The organism is Pseudomonas sp. 2848 (assembly GCF_003253945.1).
In the GTDB taxonomy this organism is placed as follows: Bacteria; Pseudomonadota; Gammaproteobacteria; order Pseudomonadales; family Pseudomonadaceae; genus Aquipseudomonas.
This window is the reverse complement of record NZ_QKZD01000009.1, coordinates 162,878-180,350: the sequence shown is the minus strand read 5'-3', so window position 1 is coordinate 180,350 and position 17,473 is coordinate 162,878. Positions and strand designations below refer to the sequence as shown.

Sequence of the window (17,473 nt, the reverse complement as noted above, 5' to 3'; positions counted from 1 at the left end):
ATCAATCCTTATGATTTCCCACTGAGCTCGAGTACACGCTTGGCTGCTGTCTGAAGGTTCTCGTTTTCGATCTGCTGGCTCCACCCCCTCAGAATGCCATCAACTCCCTGGATGGCGTTTGTATCCCTGAGGCACTCATACCATGGGGCGGGTGCCCACATCCCAAGTTTTGGAGTGGGGAGCGAGCGAACGAACTCGACCAGGCGTTTCTGTAACACGGGGCGCTGTTTGACGAGTTCAATCAACCCCACGACGCCTTTGGGTTGGTTCAAGAAGTCATCCGCTTGGATTATCCTGTCGCGGAGTGTGTCAAAAACATTTTCAGCATCAAGCTCAGCTAACGCCAGAATATCCTTCTTGGTTGCTGCTTGGCGGATGTGCATTGGCGGACCCATGAGCTTTTCGACGAGCGCCTCCAAATGACTCCCGGTGACCTGCCCCATCAAAGAGCTTCGCTTGTCGCGAGTCACAAAGATGTAGGGCCGCAGATCAACGTCGGTCAGTGCGGGCTCGATTGCCATCCAATTGCTGATCCAATCACTCTTCTCCCAATCGTTCACTTCGCTGGAATTGGCCACTGCCTTGAGCTTGCCAGAGCCTTTCCCCTCCTCCGACTCTGAAGCATCCCCTTTAGACTTCTTGGCCCGTTTTTCCATCTCGGCGATAGCGGGAACCTTTCCATCTGCATCCAAACTCGCGATCCGGGCGAGTTGCTCGTAAAAATCGGGGTGGAAACGCTCGGCCAGCATGATTTTCGCAAGTGTTGGGCGTCGGATATCGTCAGCAAACCCTCGAGCCTCGGCGATGGCATGGCGCAGCAACATCGAGTTCAGGAATCGTTTGATCTGCCGGGGATTACCTCGAGTACCCTCGCTCAAGATTCGCGCCAACAATGCACTGGTATCCAGTGCTTCCTGCACATAATCTGGAAGCGGATCGCCGAAGGCGCCAATCAGGGCTTTGCGGTCGAGGCCGCTGCTTTTCCAGGGCCGGAGCATGTCCTTCTGAGCCGCGGTCAAGAGCTTCTTGAATTGCTCACCATCGGCTTTGATTACGCTCTCCAATTGCAGAAGCGTGATGTAACTGCGGGTTTCAGCAAGGCCCAGAGCTGGAATACGGAACGGGACTTGAATGAGTTTTTCCAGGTAGTTGCGCGCATAGGTTACTGGCCCTGCGCCCTGTGGCAGGTCAGGGAAATGCTCGCGTACCGCATACTCGATCATGGCCTCGTCGGCGCCGACTACGAATGCTGTCCGATTGACGAAGAGGAAGAGCCGAATAGCCTCCAGCGTGGCGATGGCAGTCTTGGGCAAGCATCGATCAAGGTCATCAACGATAACCACCAACTGGTCAATGTCTGCGGCTGTCAGGAGCTCTTCGAATTCGGCGCGAAACTTGTGCATGTGGTCGGGTAACTGCTCGGATTCCTTTTCTGCATCCTTGATGAAGCCACCGGCCTTCTCAGCAAGACCGGTGAGGCTGTCCAGGCTCAGGTGCTCGCCTGGGGCTTGCACGAAGGCGGAAATAGACTCCACGGCCCCTTTGAGCTGGTCAATGCTAGGAATACCCGTCAAGGCGGTGAGCCCCAGCCCTCCGGCATGCTTGGCCAGCTTGAACCAATCGACGCGCCGCAAGACCTTCTTCGCGGCGTCGGCGACCTTCTTTGAGCCAGGGCGCGCACGCTGTAGTTCATCGACAATGGTCTGGATGACGACAGTCTTCGCATCCTCAAAGCCTTCGAACGTCCACCCATTAAACCAAATGCAGCAGACGCGCTTCTCAGCGTTGAGCAGTTGCTGAGTCATCTTAAGGACGCTGGACTTACCCGCCCCCCAGTCACCGTGCACACCAATCGTGACTGGGGTGCCCCGCGACTCGCGCAGCAGGCGCTGAACCGTCTTGGCAATGGGGGCGTAATAGAGCAGATCGGTAGCTGTTTCCTGGTCATTCAGGAACATGCGGGAACTCCCTTTCTAGCATTTGAGATCAAACCCTGAGCATGAAGTCGGCAATGAGAGGGCCGTTTTCACATCACGCTTGAGGCGGTCACTAGGTGCCACGAGTAGGCCAAAGTCAATTCAATGATGTCAATAAGCCATTTTGCTACTGTCGTTGCAGGTGCGACTCGCAGCAAGACACCTGGCCCAGCTTGGCAACCATTTACTGGACAGGAGTAAGCCATCAATGGAGAAACTTCCCAGCCCCGACCACCATGACAGCGCCAAAGACCAGCAGTAGCAGCACCGAGTCGTTCGAGCGCGCGGGCAAATCAATCGGATTTGTCTGCCATGCACCAGGCGCCCTGCGCCATGTCCCAGCCGCTGACGGCGCCCCACTGACAAGGGCCGCCGAGTGACTGGCCTCACCCATGGCGAAGAAGCCGCCGTTTAGTTGATCGATGTCGTACCGTTCCTAGGTTCTGTATGAAAACCTTTGAAACCTCACCGGAGCCTCTGGAAGCCTGATTTTCCGTAGAGTTCTCGCTTTTTAGGCGAAGGATTCTGCCATGTCCAAGCGATACGAACTTTCCGACGCAGAATGGGAAATAGTCGCAGACCTCTTCACCGCACATCGACGTACAGGACGCCCAAGAGTTGACGATCGCTTGATGCTCAACGGCGTGTTGTGGGTGCTGTGCTCCGGTGCAACCTGGCGGGACATGCCTGAACGATTCGGGCCGTGGTCGACGGTCTATCAACGATTTCGAGACTGGCGAAACCAAGGAACCTTCAACAAGATGCTCAAGCGGCTACACCTCAAACTCAATGCACAGGGCCAGATTGACTTAACCACCTGGTGCATCGACTCAACCGCCGTGAGGGCCACCCGTGCCTCTGCCGGAGCAGGCAAAAAAGGGGGGCTGACGAACCAACGGACCACGCACTTGGACGAAGCCGGGGCGGGTTGACGACGAAAATTCACATGGTCAGTGACGCCCGTGGCATCCCACTCCACTTCACGCTCTCTGGTGGTAATGCCAGCGACATCTCCCATGCTCAGCGACTGCTTGACAGTGTCCACATCCCTTTGAATCGAGGTAGGCCACGCAAGCGCTGCCGCTGGCTCCTGGCCGACAAAGGCTATGACGCAGAATCCTTGCGGCAATACTGCGACCGCTATCGAATGCAGCCGGTGATTCCGCTGCGTGACATGAAGCGCAAACCGAAGCCGGGCCTACCGCGCCTTTTTGACAAGCCCAAGTATCGGCAGCGGAACGCTATCGAACGGCTGTTTGGTTGGTTGAAGGAGCACCGCCACCTGGGTACACGCTATTGCAAGCTAGCGGAAAGCTTCGCTGCGATGGTCGCGCTGGCTTGCTGGCGGCGGTGTTTACAACATCACTTTTCGTACAGTGCCTAGTACATCCGTCCTATGCACCGCTGATAGCGCAGCGGCCACCCCATTCGGGTCTTGAGCGCCCTCCTCTGCAGCCTCGCCGAAAGGCCCGACGCCAGTTGCGCATGATCCGTGTATCAGGGGACGATCTGTCAAAACCGTGTCGTCGATTAGGAGCCGTGCAACGCCCCTGGATTCAGGACACTGGCCGTAACCACGAAGCCAGCACCTGCGGGTGCTTCTCGAACCAGGCGCGCGCTGCTTCGTCAGGGCTCGCGCCGCAGCGGTTGATGGCGTGGTCGAGCTCGGCCACGATGGTGTTGTCCAGGCGGATGTTGTCGAGCACCTGCAGCTGTGCGGCACTGAAACCCGATAGCCGGTCGTCCCGTGCGAGCAATACGGCCCGGTCAACACTGCCCAGCAAACCCTTGGGGTCCTTGAGCTCGCGGATCCGATAGCTGTGATGCAGGAACTGCGGGTGCCAGAGCGGCACTATTCCCCACTTGCCCTCACGCACCAGTTGCTCATAGGCGGCGACGCATTGCTCCTGGGTCCCGGTACGGAAACTGTACCCGGCACTCACCAGGTCATAGTCGACCATCATTTTCAGGGAGAAGCGGGTAATGCCGGCGCCCGCCCCTATCCCTTGAATCTGTTTGTGCATGCGTGCGCTGACGCTGGGGTCAAGCAGGTCCTCTACCGACGCGACCATCGATTCCGGTACATAATCGGGAACCCCCCATAATGCATAGGGCGTGTAATGCAGCCCCAGCTCACGGGTTGCTACCTGTTCCTCAACCTGTGCCTTGTAAAGTCCATGGCTTGAAGGTATCCACGCCGACGCGAGCATGTCGATCGCGCCCTCGCGCAGCCGCTCGAAGTTGCGCTCGTGAGGCGCGCTGGAACGCTTCACCACGAAGCCCATGCGTTGCAACACCAGGGCCACGACCGCTGCTGTTGCATGGTGAAAAGACAAGTCGGTGACGCCGAGCCTGACCATGTTTGCCCCTCTCTCTTGCATGTGCCCACGCGCCAATGCCGCTGGCAGCAAAGCCACAGTGGCCAGGGCCTGGATGAATTGTCTGCGCTTGACCGGTCGCATTGCCTGCCCCCTCAGGGATGGGGCGCAACGGCAGATGAAACCGGGTCAAGAAAAATCAGTTGCAAGGGCTCCGCCAACAGCTGGTCGGCCTGCTCGGCAAAACGCTGGAAGTGTGCGGTGGCCAGGTGCGTGTCCAGGGCCTGCTGGTGGTCGAACGCCTCGCGCATGTAGAACGTCCCGGGCTCGTCGCTGCGTTCGAACAGCATGTAGTCGCGGTTGCCGGGCTCCGCTCGGGTTGGCTCGATCAAGGCCAGCAAGGCCGCTTTCAGTGCCGGTGCCTGGCCCTGCCTGGCCTTGAGGATGGCAAGGGAAACAAGGGGGTGATCCTGTCGGTTCATATCGTGCTCCTGGTCGGTTGTCCAAGGCAGGCGCGGTAAGGCCTGCCTCGAGGTGTGTGTCAGTGTCTGCGGGCAGCTCGCCCGGAGTAACCTGGACTGCGCGTCAACACTTTCACGGCTGCAGTGAAAATACCGATCACATCTGTGTCGCCCGTGGCTTGCTGGTATAGCGGTAGAGCAAGTTGGGTTCACTGTCGATCAACAAGTGCTCAATGGGTCGGTGCCGGCGCCGCATTGATCTTCAGGCGCATCAAGGCATAGGGTTTCTGCCGCAGGTCCCGCCCGCCTTGGAACAACGCCTGGCGGTGCAGTTGGTTGGCGATGAAGTACAGGTAGCCATCCGGCCCGATCGACAGGGTATCGGGCCAAAGCAGTCGCGGATCATGCACCAGCGTCTGCCAGCGCCCGTCCGGCCAGCGCTTGCGGATGGCGTTATGCTCGTAATCGCCGGCATAGACAGCGCCCTCGGCGTCGGCCTCCATCCCATCGGAGGCGCCCTTTTCACCGAGGTCCTCCACGGCTGCGGCAAGCCGTTGCTCGCTGATGGCAGGGTCGCGCAACAAGGCGGTGGACACGGCATACAAGTGCCGGCTCGACAGCGGCGTGAAGTAGAGCGTCTGACCATCGGCTGACAAGGCGATACCATCGGACGCCACCGACAATGGTTTCGATGTGCCGTCCGGCTGGCTCGCCATCAGCGGTGTCCCCTCGACTACCGGAACAAAGCCTGGTGCCACGGAGGTCGAGAGGGCACCACTGAGACGGCGCTCGGCACGCCCGCTGGCGATGTCCATCACGATGATCGCCCCTGGACCGCGCAGCGAGGAGTCGGTCACATAGACCGTGCCTTCGGCGCCATGGCGAAAATCAAAGCGCATGTCATTGACGTAGGTGCTGGGCAACATCACGTTTTCCGGGAACACCAGCCGCTTGACGATTCGATTGCTCGCCAGGTCGACCGCGATCAGCTTCGCACCACCAGGGCGCGGCGTCTGAAACCCCGGTGCCGCAGTGTCCAGCAGCCAGACGCGGCCCCGGCCATCGGCCACCACGCTCTGCACGCTTATCAATCCCTTTGCGGGGTCCTTCGGGTCCTCCTGATTCAACGACAGGTCCGGAAAAGGCCGGACCTCGCCGTCACGAAGCTCGCCAACGGTGAAAGGGACCTTGTCGCCCCAGCGCGGATAGTTGACGAAGATGCGCCCGGTTTCGGCGACGGTGACGCCTGTCGGCATGGCGTCATGGAATGCATGGACCTGCTCGAGCTTGCCGAATGCCCGCTCTGCGGGCGCATGCGCAGAAAGCGCATTGGCATCGATAACCTGTGCAGAGGACATACCTGCCGTCAGTGCGGCGCAGAGAAACACGGTTTGTTTAAGCATGCTTGCTCCTGGCGGACCGGATCGGCGGGTCCGCCGTTGTCTGTCAAATAGGTTTCAGAAGCCTTCCAGAACGATCTTGCCGCGCGCCTTGCCACTCTCGACCAACGCATGGGCACGGCGCATGTTGGCGGCGTTGATGGCTCCGAAATGCTCGCCCAGAGTGGTGCGCAGGATGCCCTGGTCGATCAGCCCGGCCACGCGCTCAAGCAGCGCGTGCTGGCACACCATGTCGTCGGTCTCGTACAGCGAGCGGGTGAACATCAACTCCCAGTGCAATGACAGCGACTTGCGCTTGAGCGGCATGACATCGAGGGTCTGCGGGTCGTCGATCACACCCAGGCGGCCTTGCGGCCGCAGCACTTCAACCAGTTGCGCGAAGTGCTGATCGGTATGGGTGAGGCTGGCGACATGGCTGACCGACTCGATCCCCAGGGCACGCAGTTGCCCTTGCAGCGGCGCACTGTGGTCGATGACGTGATGGGCGCCCAGTTCGCGCACCCAGTCTGCGGTCTCGGCGCGGGAGGCCGTGCCGATAACCGTCAGGCGGGTCAGTTGCCGGGCCAACTGCACCAGCATCGAACCGACGCCGCCGGCGGCGCCGACGATCAGCAGGGCATCGCCCTCTCCGCCGCCCTCCACGATACCCAGGCGATCGAACAACAGTTCCCAGGCGGTGATGGCTGTCAGCGGCAGCGCAGCTGCCTGCGCTGCACCCAGACTGCGTGGTTGATGCCCAACGATACGTTCGTCGACCAGGTGATATTCGCTGTAGCTGCCGGGCCTGGCGATGGAACCTGCGTAGTACACCTGGTCACCTGGCTTGAACAGGGTCACCTGCGGCCCGACTTCACGGACGATCCCGGCCGCGTCCCAGCCAAGTATTTTCGGCTCACGGGTGAAAGTGCCAGCGCGCACCTTGGTGTCGACGGGGTTGACCGACACGGCCTTGACCTCGACCAGAAGGTCCCTTGGCCCTGGGTTCGGCCTGGGCATAAAGATGTCTTGAAGAGACGCAGGGTCTTCAATAGGCAAGCCGTTGTGGATGAAACTGATCGCTTTCATAGGCACTCGCTACTGGATATGGTTTGATTCGTGAATCCAGTCTGGCGTGTCCGGTCCTTGGGAAAAACGGGCCCTGCCCGTGAACACTTTCATTGCAGGAGTGATAATGATCCGTCTCGACGACCTGGGCATCTTCGTTCGCAGCGCCGCGCTGGGCAGTTTTACCGCGGCGGCTCACGAGGCCGATTTGTTGCCCGGCCAGGCGGCCGAGGCGGTCAAGCGCCTGGAGCGTGAGCTGGATGTGCGGCTGTTCGCCCGAACTACGCGCAGCCTGCGCCTGACGGCCGAGGGCGAGCAGTACCTGCCTTCTGCCCTGGCGGCCCTGGAAGCCCTCCGACACGGGCGGGACAACCTGAATCGGGAAAGCGCCCAGTTGAGCGGAACATTGCAGGTGGCCGCGCCCTCCGATCTGGGGCGTAACGTGCTGCTGCCCTGGCTCACGGCGTTTCGTCGCGAACACCCGCAGCTGAACCTGCGCTTCTTTCTCTCCGACCAGATCGCCGATCTGTTCCGTGACCCGGTGGATATCGCCATCCGCTACGGCCTTAACGCCGACGCCAACTATATCGCCCTGCCACTGGCGCCTTGGAACCGCAAGGTGCTAGTGGCCTCGCCCGAGTACCTGGCGCGGCAAGGTGCGGTGCAGGCCCCCGAAGACCTGCGCGAACACCAGTGCCTGCTGTACATGCAGCAGGGCCGGATCTACGACAAGTGGCAACTGGGGGCACAGACCGTCCAGGTGCGTGGCGCCCTGCTCTGCGACGATGCCGATATTGCCCGGCGCTGGGCCGTGGCCGGCGAAGGGATCACCTACAAATCCTGGCTGGATGTGAGCGACGACGTGCTGGCCGGACGACTCGTCGTACTGTTGCAGGATCACCCCGGGCCGATCATGCCGCTGAGCCTGGTGTGCCCGCACCGCAAGCAGTTGTCGCCTGCGGTGAGGCAGTTGCACGCCTGGTTGTCGTGCCGCTTCGCCGGGCTCGAGCGCGACTGATCAACGGGAACAGGCAACTGGCGAAGAACAGTTTGTTGGCCTGGATCATGATCAGGGCTCCCGTTCACTGGGCATCGATTTCAGCGAACAGGTACACCAGGCAGAAGCCGTCCATGGGCATCACGGGGTTGGACCAGATCATGCGTGTGTGACGGGCTCGCTCGTTGAAGACCTCCACCAACAGGTCCGAAGCACCATCCAGCGCCTTGGGATGATCGTAGAAGTCCTCGGCCACATTGAGCACGCCTTCGAGCCTGTAAATCTGACGGATCCGGCTCAATTCACCCACCGCATCCTTGAGCTGTGCGATCGCGTTCAACGCCGCCAAGCGGCAGGCCGCATAGCCTTGGCCGAGGTCGAGATCGCGCCCCAGGCGGCCTCGGTACTGCAATTGCCCATCGACCCAGGGAAACTGCCCAGACGTCATCAGCGTATTGCCGACAATGCTCCAGGGTACATAGTTGCCCAGTGCCGGTGCCGGGCTGGGCAAAGTCAGGCCGGCAGCTTGCAGGCGTGATTCGGGCGTGTCGAGCATGTTCATGGTGAGGTCCTTGTGCTGTTGTTATTGTCAAGCACGCGCAAGGCGCGCCTGGACGCCATGCCGAGGAAAACTCAAGCAGGAGGCAGGTCGCCGCAGATCCTTGTCGAACCAACGGCGGTCAATCTGGGCTGACGGTGTGAGGCGCTTCAATCTCAAGGTGCGGCATGCTCTGGCCAACGATTCGGCTACCCGGCACGTAGTCGAAGATCATCTCGATGGTTATGCCGTTAGGGTCCTCGAGAAACAGTTGGTGTTCGCCGATTTGTGGTATGACGCGTTCACGAAACGCAATACCCAGGGATTGCAATCGTGCCTGGACTTGCTCCAATCCCTCGCAACGCAGCGACACATGATCGAGCGAACCCGATCCATACCCGCCTGGCTTGTCGCCCAGGTACATCTGCAGTTCCTTTGGGTCGCCCTGGACACTGGCGATGTGCAACAGCGGCTGGTCACCGGCATACATCCAGTAACCCGGGAAAAGAAACCCCGGCCGGGGCCCTGGCACCAGGCCGATCACGTGCTCGAAGAACGCTGCGGTTTCTACCCAGAGCGGGGTGCGGATGGTGAAATGGTCGAGTTTAAGGATGCCCATGAAATCCTCCGGATTGGGGGTAATGCCAATAAGCGAGCCGTTGGAACACGCGGCTCATCGCACCGGTACATCGTGTTGAAGACCGGCATTGCGCGTGTCGAGTCTGGCGTGCTCAGTGCCCGGGATTAATCAGCCCTGCCCATGAACACTTTCATTGCACAAGTGACAATCATCCGGCTCGACGCACCGCTTATCTTCGTTCGCCACGTCACTGATAGGTGGGATAGTCGCTGTAACCCACTTCGTCACCGCCGAACAGGCGGCTGCCCTCGAACTCGGCCAGCGGCCAGTCATGTTGCAGCCGCGCGGGGAAGTCAGGGTTGGCGACGAAGGGACGGCCGAAGGCAACCAGGTCCACCAGACCGGCATCGAGCAGCGCCTGGCCGCTCGCCAGGGTATAACGCCCGGCCACGATGATCGCACCGCTGAATTCGCGGCGCAGTTGATGCCGGAAGGGTTGCGGAATCTGCGGTGCGTCGTCCCAATCCGCTTCAGCCAGGTGCAAATAGGCGATACCCAAGGTGTCGAGCGTCTGGGCAGCCTGAAGAATGGTCGGGATCACGTCCGGGCAGTTCATGCCACGGGCGGTGATAAAGGGGGCCAGGCGTACACCGGTACATTGCGCGCCGATCTCCCCGGCGACGGCACGGGTGACGTCGATCAGGAAACGGATACGGTTCTCGCGGCTGCCGCCATACGCGTCATTGCGCAGGTTCGAGGTGGTGCGCAAAAACTGGTCGATCAGATAGCCGTTGCCGGCGTGGATCTCGACCCCATCGAACCCGGCTTCGCGCGCATGCCGGGCGGCGAGGCGATAATCTTCGATCACCGCCTGGATATCCTCCTGGTTCAAGGCGCGTGGCTCGCTGACATCGACCATCCGCCCTACCCCATCGTCACCGACCACCCATACCTGCGCATCGGCACGCAGCGCGGAGGGTGCCACCGGCTGGCCATCGTCGTGGAAGCTGACGTGGGACATCCGTCCTACATGCCACAACTGCAGGAACATGCGCCCACCCTTGGCATGCACGGCATCGGTGACTTGTCGCCAGCCTGCCACTTGCTCGGCGCTGTAGATACCAGGGGTGAAGCTGTAGCCCTTGCCCTGGGGGCTGATCTGCGTCGCCTCGCTGATGATCAGCCCGGCGCTGGCGCGTTGGGCGTAATAATCCGCCATCATCGCATTGGCCACGTCTCCAGGCTGGGTGCTGCGTGAGCGGGTCATCGGCGCCATGACGATGCGGTTGGGCAGCGTGAGGGCGCCGAGTTCGTATGGGGTGAAGAGTTGCTGCGGGCTGGACATGGGAGGCTCCTGGTCAGAGGGGGGCTTGGCTGGGGTGCTGGTAGTCATATGTGGTCGAACTTGAAAGCGAGAGACATGGGGCGACATCGTCGCGCTCTGTCGGTGTCTGCATGATCAATTATTGGAAATGTGCGATAAATATGGCTTTTGGCACATGACTTTTAAGGGATGCTTACAAATGCATGGGCTGGCTGAGTTGAAAGTGCTGGTCAGAACCGCCGAAGCCGGTAGCCTCTCGGCCGCGGCGCGTGAGCTGGACATCAGCCCTGCGGCAGCCAGCCTCACGCTCAAGCGCCTGGAGTCGCGCCTGGGGGTTCGCCTGTTCGCCCGCTCCACGCGCCAGCAGCGCCTGACTGTGGAGGGTGAGCGCTATCTGGAGGCTGCGCGGCTTGCCCTGGCAGCATTGGACGAAGGAGAACGGGCGATTCGCGGGGGGCAGCAGGGTCTGGCCGGAGTATTGCAACTGGCGGCACCTTCAGACTTCGGCCGCAGTGTACTGCTGGGTTGGTTGGATGAGTTGCGCGTCTCGCACCCACACCTGCAGATGCATCTGTTGCTCAATGACCGCCCCAACAACCTGTTCGGCGAACCGGTGGATGTCGCCCTGCGGTTCGGCGTCCCGGTCGATTCAAGCCTGGTGGCCTTGCCGGTGCTGGAGGCGCATCATCGGGTCGCCTGCGCCAGCCCCGCCTACCTTGCCCGTCAGGGGGAGCCTGCATCACCTCAGACGCTGGCCGCCCACTCGGCGATCATCTACCAGCGTCATGGGCGTCCCTACGATGTCTGGCGTTTCAGCCGTGGTGACGAGGTCTGCGAGGTCAAGGTCCGCGGCGACTATCGCAGCGATGATGGCGAAGTTGCCAGGCGCTGGGCGCTTGCCGGGCACGGGATCGTGTACAAGGCATGGCTCGATGTCGTCACGGATGTGCGTGCCGGGAGGTTGCGCGTCTTGTTCGCCGACTGGCAGGGAGAGCCTGCGCCGGTCTACCTGATGTGCCCGCACAGGGCTCAGGTCAGTGAACGGGTCAGGGTCCTTCAGGCCTTTCTACGCGAACGCTGCACGTCGTTGGCCGGGACGCAGGGGTAGGCTGCCTGCCGCTCAAGTCCGAACAGGCATCGTCACCATGTCCACCGCGCACACTGCCAAGCCATATACCCTGCTGGCCAGGAGCAGCCTGCCCGACCTGATCATCCTCGATATCACCATGCCGCAGATGGATGGTTTCCAGGTGCTCGGTGAACTGCGCAAGTGAGCTGAAAGGTACTTCCGCAGCCCCTTGAGCACCGAACACCGACCAGTACCAGCGCGAGTACCAGCACATCCAACGTTGCCAGCGCACGATGGACCATGACGTTGTCCATGACTGCCTGAAAGAGTTGTCATGGCAGGTTCTCCAACCGTGCGCTTAGTTAACCATCACCTCGTCCAGCGTCTGCTCAAGGGTGCTGACCGTGCGCTCGAGATTGTGCAGCTTTTCGAGCCCGAACAGGCCGATGCGGAAGGTCTGGAAGTCGGCCGGCTCGTCGCATTGCAACGGCACGCCGGCGGCAATCTGCAGGCCGTGGCTGGCAAACTTCTTACCACTCTTGATATCGGCGTCATCGGTGTAGCTCACCACCACGCCAGGGGCCTGAAAGCCTGCTGCGGCCACGCTCTTGATGCCTTTGCGGGTCATCATCGCGCGTACCCGATCACCCAGGGCCTGCTGTTCGTCGCAGACCTTGTCGAAACCGTAGGCCTGCATCTCTTTCATCACTTCGTTGAATCGCGCCAGGGCATCGCTGGGCATGGTCGCATGGTAGGCGTGGCCGCCCTGCTCATAGGCCTGCATGATCTGAAGCCACTTCTTCAAGTCGCAGGCAAAGCTGGTGCTTTGCGTCGATTCAATGCGCTCGAGGGCCAAAGCGCTGAGCATCACCAGGGCGCAGCAAGGTGAGGCGCTCCAGCCTTTCTGCGGTGCGCTGATCAGCAGGTCGACCGCGCATTTGTCCATATCAACCCAAATCGCGCCTGAGGCGATGCAGTCCAGCACGAACAGGCCACCCACCGCATGCACGGCGTCGCCCACGGCCCGCAGGTACTCATCGGGCAGGATGATCCCTGATGAGGTTTCAACGTGGGGGGCGAAGACAATCTGCGGTTTCTGCGACTCAATGGCCGCCAACACTTCTTCCAGAGGGGCCGGGGCGTAGGCAGCCTGGCGCCCCGTTTCAACCGGCCGGGCTTTGAGCACCGTTGTGGCCGCCGGGATATTGCCCATCTCAAGGATCTGGCTCCAGCGATAACTGAACCAGCCGTTACGTAGCACCAGGCATTGCTGGCCGGTGGCAAACTGCCGGGCTACCGCTTCCATGCCGAACGTGCCACTGCCCGGGATCACCGCAACCGCCTGGGCGTTGTAGACCTGTTTCAGGGTGGTTGAAATGTTCTTCATCACCCCCTGAAACGACTGGGACATGTGGTTGAGCGAGCGGTCCGTGTAGACCACCGAATACTCGACCAGCCCCTCGGGATCGATAGCGGGATATATCTTCGACATGGTGTGGCTCCTTTGGCAGAGTTGTCCTTGGCATCGACCCTGCCCTAAGCTATTGCAAATGACAAGGGATCAGGCCCACCGCAATCGCCAGCGTTGCCCCTGGCCGACCTCTTCATCTTGGCGACAATCACGCCCCGCCATCGAATGAGCCACATTTACATCAAGCGTCCACTGGTTGGAGTGGCAACGGCTTCCAGCAATGTCCACTTCCTTGCCCCACACGCAAAACTCCTTGTCCCACCCACCACTTTTTCTCGCCCCCACCTCCACCCAAAATCCGCCCCTGACACCATTCCCCGTTCAGGAGCCCACAAATTGCACTATTTCAAACCCCTGGTACTCACCCTAGCCTTGGCCACCACCCAATCCACCCTGGCCGCCAACTGGCAATCCTCCCCCTACGGTCCAAACGACGAAATCGGCGCCGCCAACCTCCTCACCCCCGAGGTGGTCAAGCAAGCCATCAGCCTGGTCAAAACCGGCAAGGCCTACCCCCTCGCCGTCCCCGTCAGCAAGGACCTGCCCGCCTTCCGCCACCGCAGCTTCCACCTCTACAACATCCAGCCCGGCGAACAGGCCGGCCAGACCCTGGGCAAGAACACGTTCAGCTTCAACGACGAGTTGGTCAACGGCTGGACCGGCGTCGGCACCCAGCTCAACGGCATCGGCCATATCGGCATCGACAACGTCTACTACAACGGCAACAAGGCCGCCGACTTCGTAACCGTCGAAGGCGTGACCAAGCTCGGTGTCGAAAAAGTGCCGCCGATGGTCACCCGTGGCGTGGTACTGGACATGACCGCGTATTACGGCAAGGCCATCGTGCCGGGCGGTACGTCGTTCACCGTCAACGACATCAAGACGGTGCTGAAACGGCAAGGCATCACCCTGCGCAAGGGCGACGTGGTGCTGTTCAACACGGGCTGGCTGGAGCTGATCGGTAAGGACAACCAGCAGTTTCTCGCGACCGAACCAGGTATCGACCTACCGGCGGCCGAGTGGCTGGCCGACCAGGGCATCGTCGCGTTCGGCGGCGACACCTGGGCTTCGGAGGTCTACCCGAACCCCACTGGCGAGGAGTTCCCAGTCAATCAGTTCATGCTCGCCAAGCGCGGCATCTACAACCTGGAGCTGATCGACACCCGCGCACTGGTGCGCGACAAGGCCTTCGAGTTCCTGTTCGTGCTGGGCCAGCCGCTTTACAAGGGCTCGACCCAGGTCAACATCAACCCGGTGGCCATCTACTGATCGATCGGGTGCCACTCACCCCGTCACCACCTCATACCTCACCCGATGCGCCTCCGTCGGCAACGGCACCTCCCACTTGAACATCATCCGCCGTATATCGTCATTGCGCAGCGATGTATCCCGGCGCTGGTTACGCTGCATGATCTCCTCCTCCGGCCGCTCCAGGTAGACGATCTCCACCTGCGCCCCGTAGCCGTACAGCAAGTCCAGCGTCCGGCTGCGCATTTGCGCCGACAAGTGCGTCGAGTTCCACACGAAGGGCCTGCGCTCGCGCAGCAGCGCCTTGGCCCGGTCGATGGCGTAGTGCGCGGCGGCGCCTTCGTTCTGGCCGTGGCGCAGGCCCAGGGCCTGGCGCGCGTCGTCGAACGACACCACCGGCAGGTCCGGGTGGTGTCGGGCAGTCCAGGTGTCCTTGCCGCTGGCCGGCAGCCCGGAGAGCATCACCACCGGGGAGCCCTGGGGTTCGTGCAGCGCGTAGTCCGGGTGCACGCGGGCGCCACGCAGGTACTGAATACGCGTGTAGTCGTCGGCAAACGGCCGTGGGCCGTACAAACACCCCTCCTCTGCCGCCAGTTCGCGCCACAGTTCGATGGCGGTCAGCACATCGGCCTTGCCAGCATAGTGGCGGCCCTGCATGTCGGCCTCGGCCATGGCGCAGAGCATCCACACCGGCAGCTCCCACGACAGCTTGTGCAGCAGAAACTCCGCGCTGCGTCCGCTGCGGTCGCCCTGCAGGGCGAAGAACGGCAGTTGATGCACGCTGATGATCCGGCAGATCTGTTCGCGCAGCGCGAACGGCACGCCAGCACGCCACAGCAGCAGGCGTGCATCCACCGTGCCCCGGCGCGAGTGGCCGGGTTGGCCGATGCGCCCGGTCTGCGGGTCGATCACCGTGGTGTCGGGCTTGGCGATATCATGCAACAGGGCTGCAAAGAACAGCACGAAGCGCTGCTCGGCGCTGGCGTCGCGGTAGGCGCTCTGCGCCAGCAACGCCTCGACCACCAGGCGGGTATGGACCCACACATCGCCCTCGGCATGATAGGTCGGATCCTGCGGAGTGTCGGCCAGGCGTGCCAGGGCCGGGATGGCCGCAAGGCAAGCGGCGCAGTCCATGTCGTGCCCGGGGTCGGGCACCAGTTGTTGCAGTTGGCGAATATCCATTTCGGGAAGCTCCTTCAGTAGCCGCGGCGTTCGCCGTGCCAGTCCAGGGACAGGCGCGGTGCGTAGAGATCGACGCCTGCGGCCAGTTGATTGGGTATGAACGGTTGGTTGGCATGGTGCTGGTCGGCGTCGAGGATGGCCTGGACAAAGTCCTGGCGCACCCACTTGAGCCGGCCCAGGGTCTGGCGCTCGTCTTCGAGCTTCAGGTACAGCCCCTCCATGCGGCTCGAGCGGTCGCATTGGCGCCAGGCGCGGGCCAGGTCGAGGCCTTCGCGGCGTACCACCTGCTCGAACACATCGCGCCAGCGCGCGGTCTTGGCCAGCGAGTCGCCGAGCAATGCCATCAGCTCGGCGTAGCGGCGCGGTGCCGGGCCTTCGTACAGCACCGGTACCGACAGCACCGGGCCGTCCGCGAGCAGATGTCGGCGCGCCGCGGTGGACAGGAACTGGCCTGTGGCGCGGTCCCACACGTCGAACTCGCAGAAGAAATGCGGCAGGTGGTCGTAGAACACCGAGTGCTTCTTGTGCAGCCACTCGCCATACAGCACGAAGCGGTCTTCAAGACGCTCCAGCAACCAGTGCTCGTGGGCCACGGCCCATTGCTTGAACAGGTTGAACTGGCGCTCGCGGCCTCCGCCGCTGAGGTAATGGCCACGCGATTGCAGGCGTAGCTCACCGCCGTTGGTAAAGCTGATGCCGGCGTTGGCGCCGTCGAGTTTCTCTTCCACCACCAGCCATTGGCCAACCAACGAGCCATAGGCCACCTGGCCGGTATCGCTGTCGCCGTCCTGCAGACGCGAGCCTTGCAGATGCGCTGTGCGGGGGTATTTGAGCAGTTCGAGGGAATGTGCGTCGGCACGAAAATCCATAGTCATGGGTTTCTCCTTGGAAACAGGGAAAAACCGACGACAGGATCAGGCAGGTACGAGAGTGAAGCGCCGCCGCGCGCAGGCACGGGCAGCCATCAGGCACGATGGACCGTCGTCGGTATCAGGCGTGTTTGATGGCGCAGGGCACTGGCTTCACCACTTTGGGGAAAGGTTGCGGGGATTCGAGGGCGCATATTCAACAGCAGGTATCAGTCGCGGGTCAAGCCCTCAATAGCAGCAATGTGATAGCATCTGCGCGCCCCTGGAGGGGCAATTTTTTGATATCCCGCAAGGAATACGCTTCGTGAAAGACTTCGTCATCAGCGTCAACAACATCGTTCTCTACATCTCCCTGGCCGTTATCTGGCTGTTCGCGCTCATCACCCTGTTCACCGGCGGATTCCTGCCAGCCCTGGGTGTCTTCGTGGCCGGCAGCCTCGGATGGTGCATCGTCTCCGGCTTCTGGTTCGTCCAGTCCGCCACTTACGAAGAGCTGCGCAAGCTCAACGCCAGCAAGGACTGAAGCATCCGGGCGGCTAGGCACCTCGCCTCGCAGCGCATGGCCGCCCTCCTCCAAGCCTGGAACCGTTATCGGCCGATCAGTACCGCCTCAGCCTTTATTGCGCAGTGCCTCGACCAGTTGCGCCTTGGTCATGCTCGAACGCCCCTTGATATCTTTGCTTCGCGCCTCTTTCATGAGGCTTTCCTTGGTTTGCGTACCCAGCGACGCACCTGACTCACGCGCCTGGCCCTGACGCGTTTGCGCCGCCCGCTTGGCCGAATCGGCGCGTGCTGTCTTCTTTTCGCTCGGCGATGTCTTGCTGCCCGACCCACCGGCCTTGTCACCGCCGCCGGACTGCTTGTTGACGGTAGCCCAGGCGCGAGCCTCGGCCTCGTCCTTGGACAGGCCCTTGTGCTCGTAGCTTTGCTCGATGTGTTCGGCCTTGCGCTTCTGTTTCTCGGTGTACTTGCCTTTGTCTCCACGGGGCATGTCGT

Annotated in this window: 18 protein-coding genes and 1 pseudogene; 7 read left to right on the top strand and 12 right to left on the bottom strand. The window is 61.5% G+C overall.

All coding sequences use genetic code 11. From position 1 onward, the window contains the following. Nucleotides 1-8: 8 nt before the first annotated feature. Nucleotides 9-1,958 carry a Qat anti-phage system ATPase QatA gene (qatA, locus tag DFS21_RS19005; RefSeq protein WP_111532847.1) on the bottom strand — a complete coding sequence of 650 codons (1,950 nt, stop codon included), beginning with the start codon at nucleotides 1,956-1,958 and terminating at the stop codon, nucleotides 9-11. A gap of 287 nt (nucleotides 1,959-2,245) precedes the next feature. On the opposite strand from qatA, the pseudogene DFS21_RS26995 reads away from it, so the two are divergent. Both DFS21_RS26995 and DFS21_RS18995 read left to right on the top strand, forming a co-directional pair. Beyond that, nucleotides 2,246-2,388, top strand: a pseudogene (locus DFS21_RS26995) (type 1 glutamine amidotransferase domain-containing protein); the annotation flags it as partial. A 118-nt stretch (nucleotides 2,389-2,506) separates the two neighbouring features. Beyond that, nucleotides 2,507-3,360 (top strand): IS5 family transposase gene (locus tag DFS21_RS18995; protein ID WP_111532846.1). Its coding sequence is split into 2 segments (ribosomal slippage): nucleotides 2,507-2,848 and nucleotides 2,851-3,360, totalling 852 coding nucleotides; the frame shifts between segments, so codons are not numbered across the junction. Between the two features lie 172 nt (nucleotides 3,361-3,532). Here the strand turns inward: DFS21_RS18995 and DFS21_RS18990 are convergent. The 4 genes from DFS21_RS18990 to DFS21_RS18975 all read right to left on the bottom strand — a co-directional run bounded on the left by DFS21_RS18990 (nucleotide 3,533) and on the right by DFS21_RS18975 (nucleotide 7,220). Continuing rightward, on the bottom strand, nucleotides 3,533-4,438 hold the full coding sequence (locus DFS21_RS18990; RefSeq protein WP_111532845.1) for a glycine betaine ABC transporter substrate-binding protein: 906 nt from the start codon (nucleotides 4,436-4,438) through the stop codon (nucleotides 3,533-3,535). Between the two features lie 11 nt (nucleotides 4,439-4,449). Next, complete coding sequence (locus DFS21_RS18985) at nucleotides 4,450-4,776, bottom strand: putative quinol monooxygenase (protein WP_110703443.1); 327 nt, start codon at nucleotides 4,774-4,776, stop codon at nucleotides 4,450-4,452. A 209-nt stretch (nucleotides 4,777-4,985) separates the two neighbouring features. Next, nucleotides 4,986-6,158: an L-dopachrome tautomerase-related protein gene (locus tag DFS21_RS18980; protein WP_110703446.1), complete on the bottom strand. Its 1,173-nt coding sequence runs from the start codon at nucleotides 6,156-6,158 to the stop codon at nucleotides 4,986-4,988. Nucleotides 6,159-6,212: 54 nt separating this feature from the next. Further along, nucleotides 6,213-7,220 (bottom strand): zinc-binding alcohol dehydrogenase family protein, encoded by a 1,008-nt coding sequence (locus tag DFS21_RS18975; RefSeq protein WP_111532844.1) that lies wholly within the window; start codon nucleotides 7,218-7,220, stop codon nucleotides 6,213-6,215. Between the two features lie 106 nt (nucleotides 7,221-7,326). Here DFS21_RS18975 and DFS21_RS18970 point away from each other — a divergent pair, with 106 nt between their 5' ends. Next, nucleotides 7,327-8,217, top strand: a complete 891-nt coding sequence (locus DFS21_RS18970) for a LysR family transcriptional regulator (RefSeq protein ID WP_110703451.1) — start codon at nucleotides 7,327-7,329, stop codon at nucleotides 8,215-8,217. A gap of 64 nt (nucleotides 8,218-8,281) precedes the next feature. Here the strand turns inward: DFS21_RS18970 and DFS21_RS18965 are convergent, their stop codons facing one another. From DFS21_RS18965 to DFS21_RS18955, 3 genes are all read right to left on the bottom strand, one after another. Further along, entirely contained in the window at nucleotides 8,282-8,758 is a 477-nt protein-coding gene (locus DFS21_RS18965) for an Atu1372/SO_1960 family protein (protein ID WP_214501678.1), read from the bottom strand. Nucleotides 8,759-8,876: 118 nt separating this feature from the next. Further along, entirely contained in the window at nucleotides 8,877-9,353 is a 477-nt protein-coding gene (locus DFS21_RS18960) for a VOC family protein (protein WP_110703454.1), read from the bottom strand. 208 nt (nucleotides 9,354-9,561) lie between these two features. Further along, nucleotides 9,562-10,659, bottom strand: coding sequence for an alkene reductase (locus DFS21_RS18955; RefSeq protein ID WP_111532843.1), 1,098 nt, complete (start codon nucleotides 10,657-10,659; stop codon nucleotides 9,562-9,564). 178 nt (nucleotides 10,660-10,837) lie between these two features. Between DFS21_RS18955 and DFS21_RS18950 the strand changes: the two genes are divergently transcribed. Both DFS21_RS18950 and DFS21_RS18945 read left to right on the top strand, forming a co-directional pair. Next, complete coding sequence (locus DFS21_RS18950; RefSeq protein WP_110703459.1) at nucleotides 10,838-11,746, top strand: LysR family transcriptional regulator; 909 nt, start codon at nucleotides 10,838-10,840, stop codon at nucleotides 11,744-11,746. A gap of 37 nt (nucleotides 11,747-11,783) precedes the next feature. Further along, the gene (locus DFS21_RS18945; protein ID WP_111532842.1) at nucleotides 11,784-11,912 is read left to right on the top strand and encodes a response regulator; all 129 of its coding nucleotides are present in this window, start codon (nucleotides 11,784-11,786) and stop codon (nucleotides 11,910-11,912) included. A gap of 153 nt (nucleotides 11,913-12,065) precedes the next feature. Here the strand turns inward: DFS21_RS18945 and DFS21_RS18940 are convergent, their stop codons facing one another. Continuing rightward, nucleotides 12,066-13,199, bottom strand: a complete 1,134-nt coding sequence (locus DFS21_RS18940; protein WP_110703462.1) for an aminotransferase class V-fold PLP-dependent enzyme — start codon at nucleotides 13,197-13,199, stop codon at nucleotides 12,066-12,068. A 315-nt stretch (nucleotides 13,200-13,514) separates the two neighbouring features. Between DFS21_RS18940 and DFS21_RS18935 the strand changes: the two genes are divergently transcribed. Beyond that, the gene (locus DFS21_RS18935; RefSeq protein ID WP_110704371.1) at nucleotides 13,515-14,447 is read left to right on the top strand and encodes a cyclase family protein; all 933 of its coding nucleotides are present in this window, start codon (nucleotides 13,515-13,517) and stop codon (nucleotides 14,445-14,447) included. A gap of 15 nt (nucleotides 14,448-14,462) precedes the next feature. On the opposite strand, the gene DFS21_RS18930 is transcribed toward DFS21_RS18935, so the two are convergent. Together DFS21_RS18930 and DFS21_RS18925 are read right to left on the bottom strand one after the other, a co-directional pair. After that, nucleotides 14,463-15,608 carry an AAA family ATPase gene (locus DFS21_RS18930; RefSeq protein WP_110704369.1) on the bottom strand — a complete coding sequence of 382 codons (1,146 nt, stop codon included), beginning with the start codon at nucleotides 15,606-15,608 and terminating at the stop codon, nucleotides 14,463-14,465. A 14-nt stretch (nucleotides 15,609-15,622) separates the two neighbouring features. Beyond that, a complete protein-coding gene (locus DFS21_RS18925; RefSeq protein ID WP_110704367.1) occupies nucleotides 15,623-16,483 on the bottom strand; it encodes an RNA ligase family protein in 861 nt (286 codons plus the stop codon). Between the two features lie 298 nt (nucleotides 16,484-16,781). Here DFS21_RS18925 and DFS21_RS18920 point away from each other — a divergent pair, with 298 nt between their 5' ends. Beyond that, a complete protein-coding gene (locus DFS21_RS18920) occupies nucleotides 16,782-17,000 on the top strand; it encodes a hypothetical protein (protein ID WP_050705559.1) in 219 nt (72 codons plus the stop codon). 87 nt (nucleotides 17,001-17,087) lie between these two features. Here the strand turns inward: DFS21_RS18920 and DFS21_RS18915 are convergent, their stop codons facing one another. After that, entirely contained in the window at nucleotides 17,088-17,468 is a 381-nt protein-coding gene (locus DFS21_RS18915; protein WP_111532841.1) for a termination factor Rho, read from the bottom strand. Nucleotides 17,469-17,473: the final 5 nt, after the last annotated feature.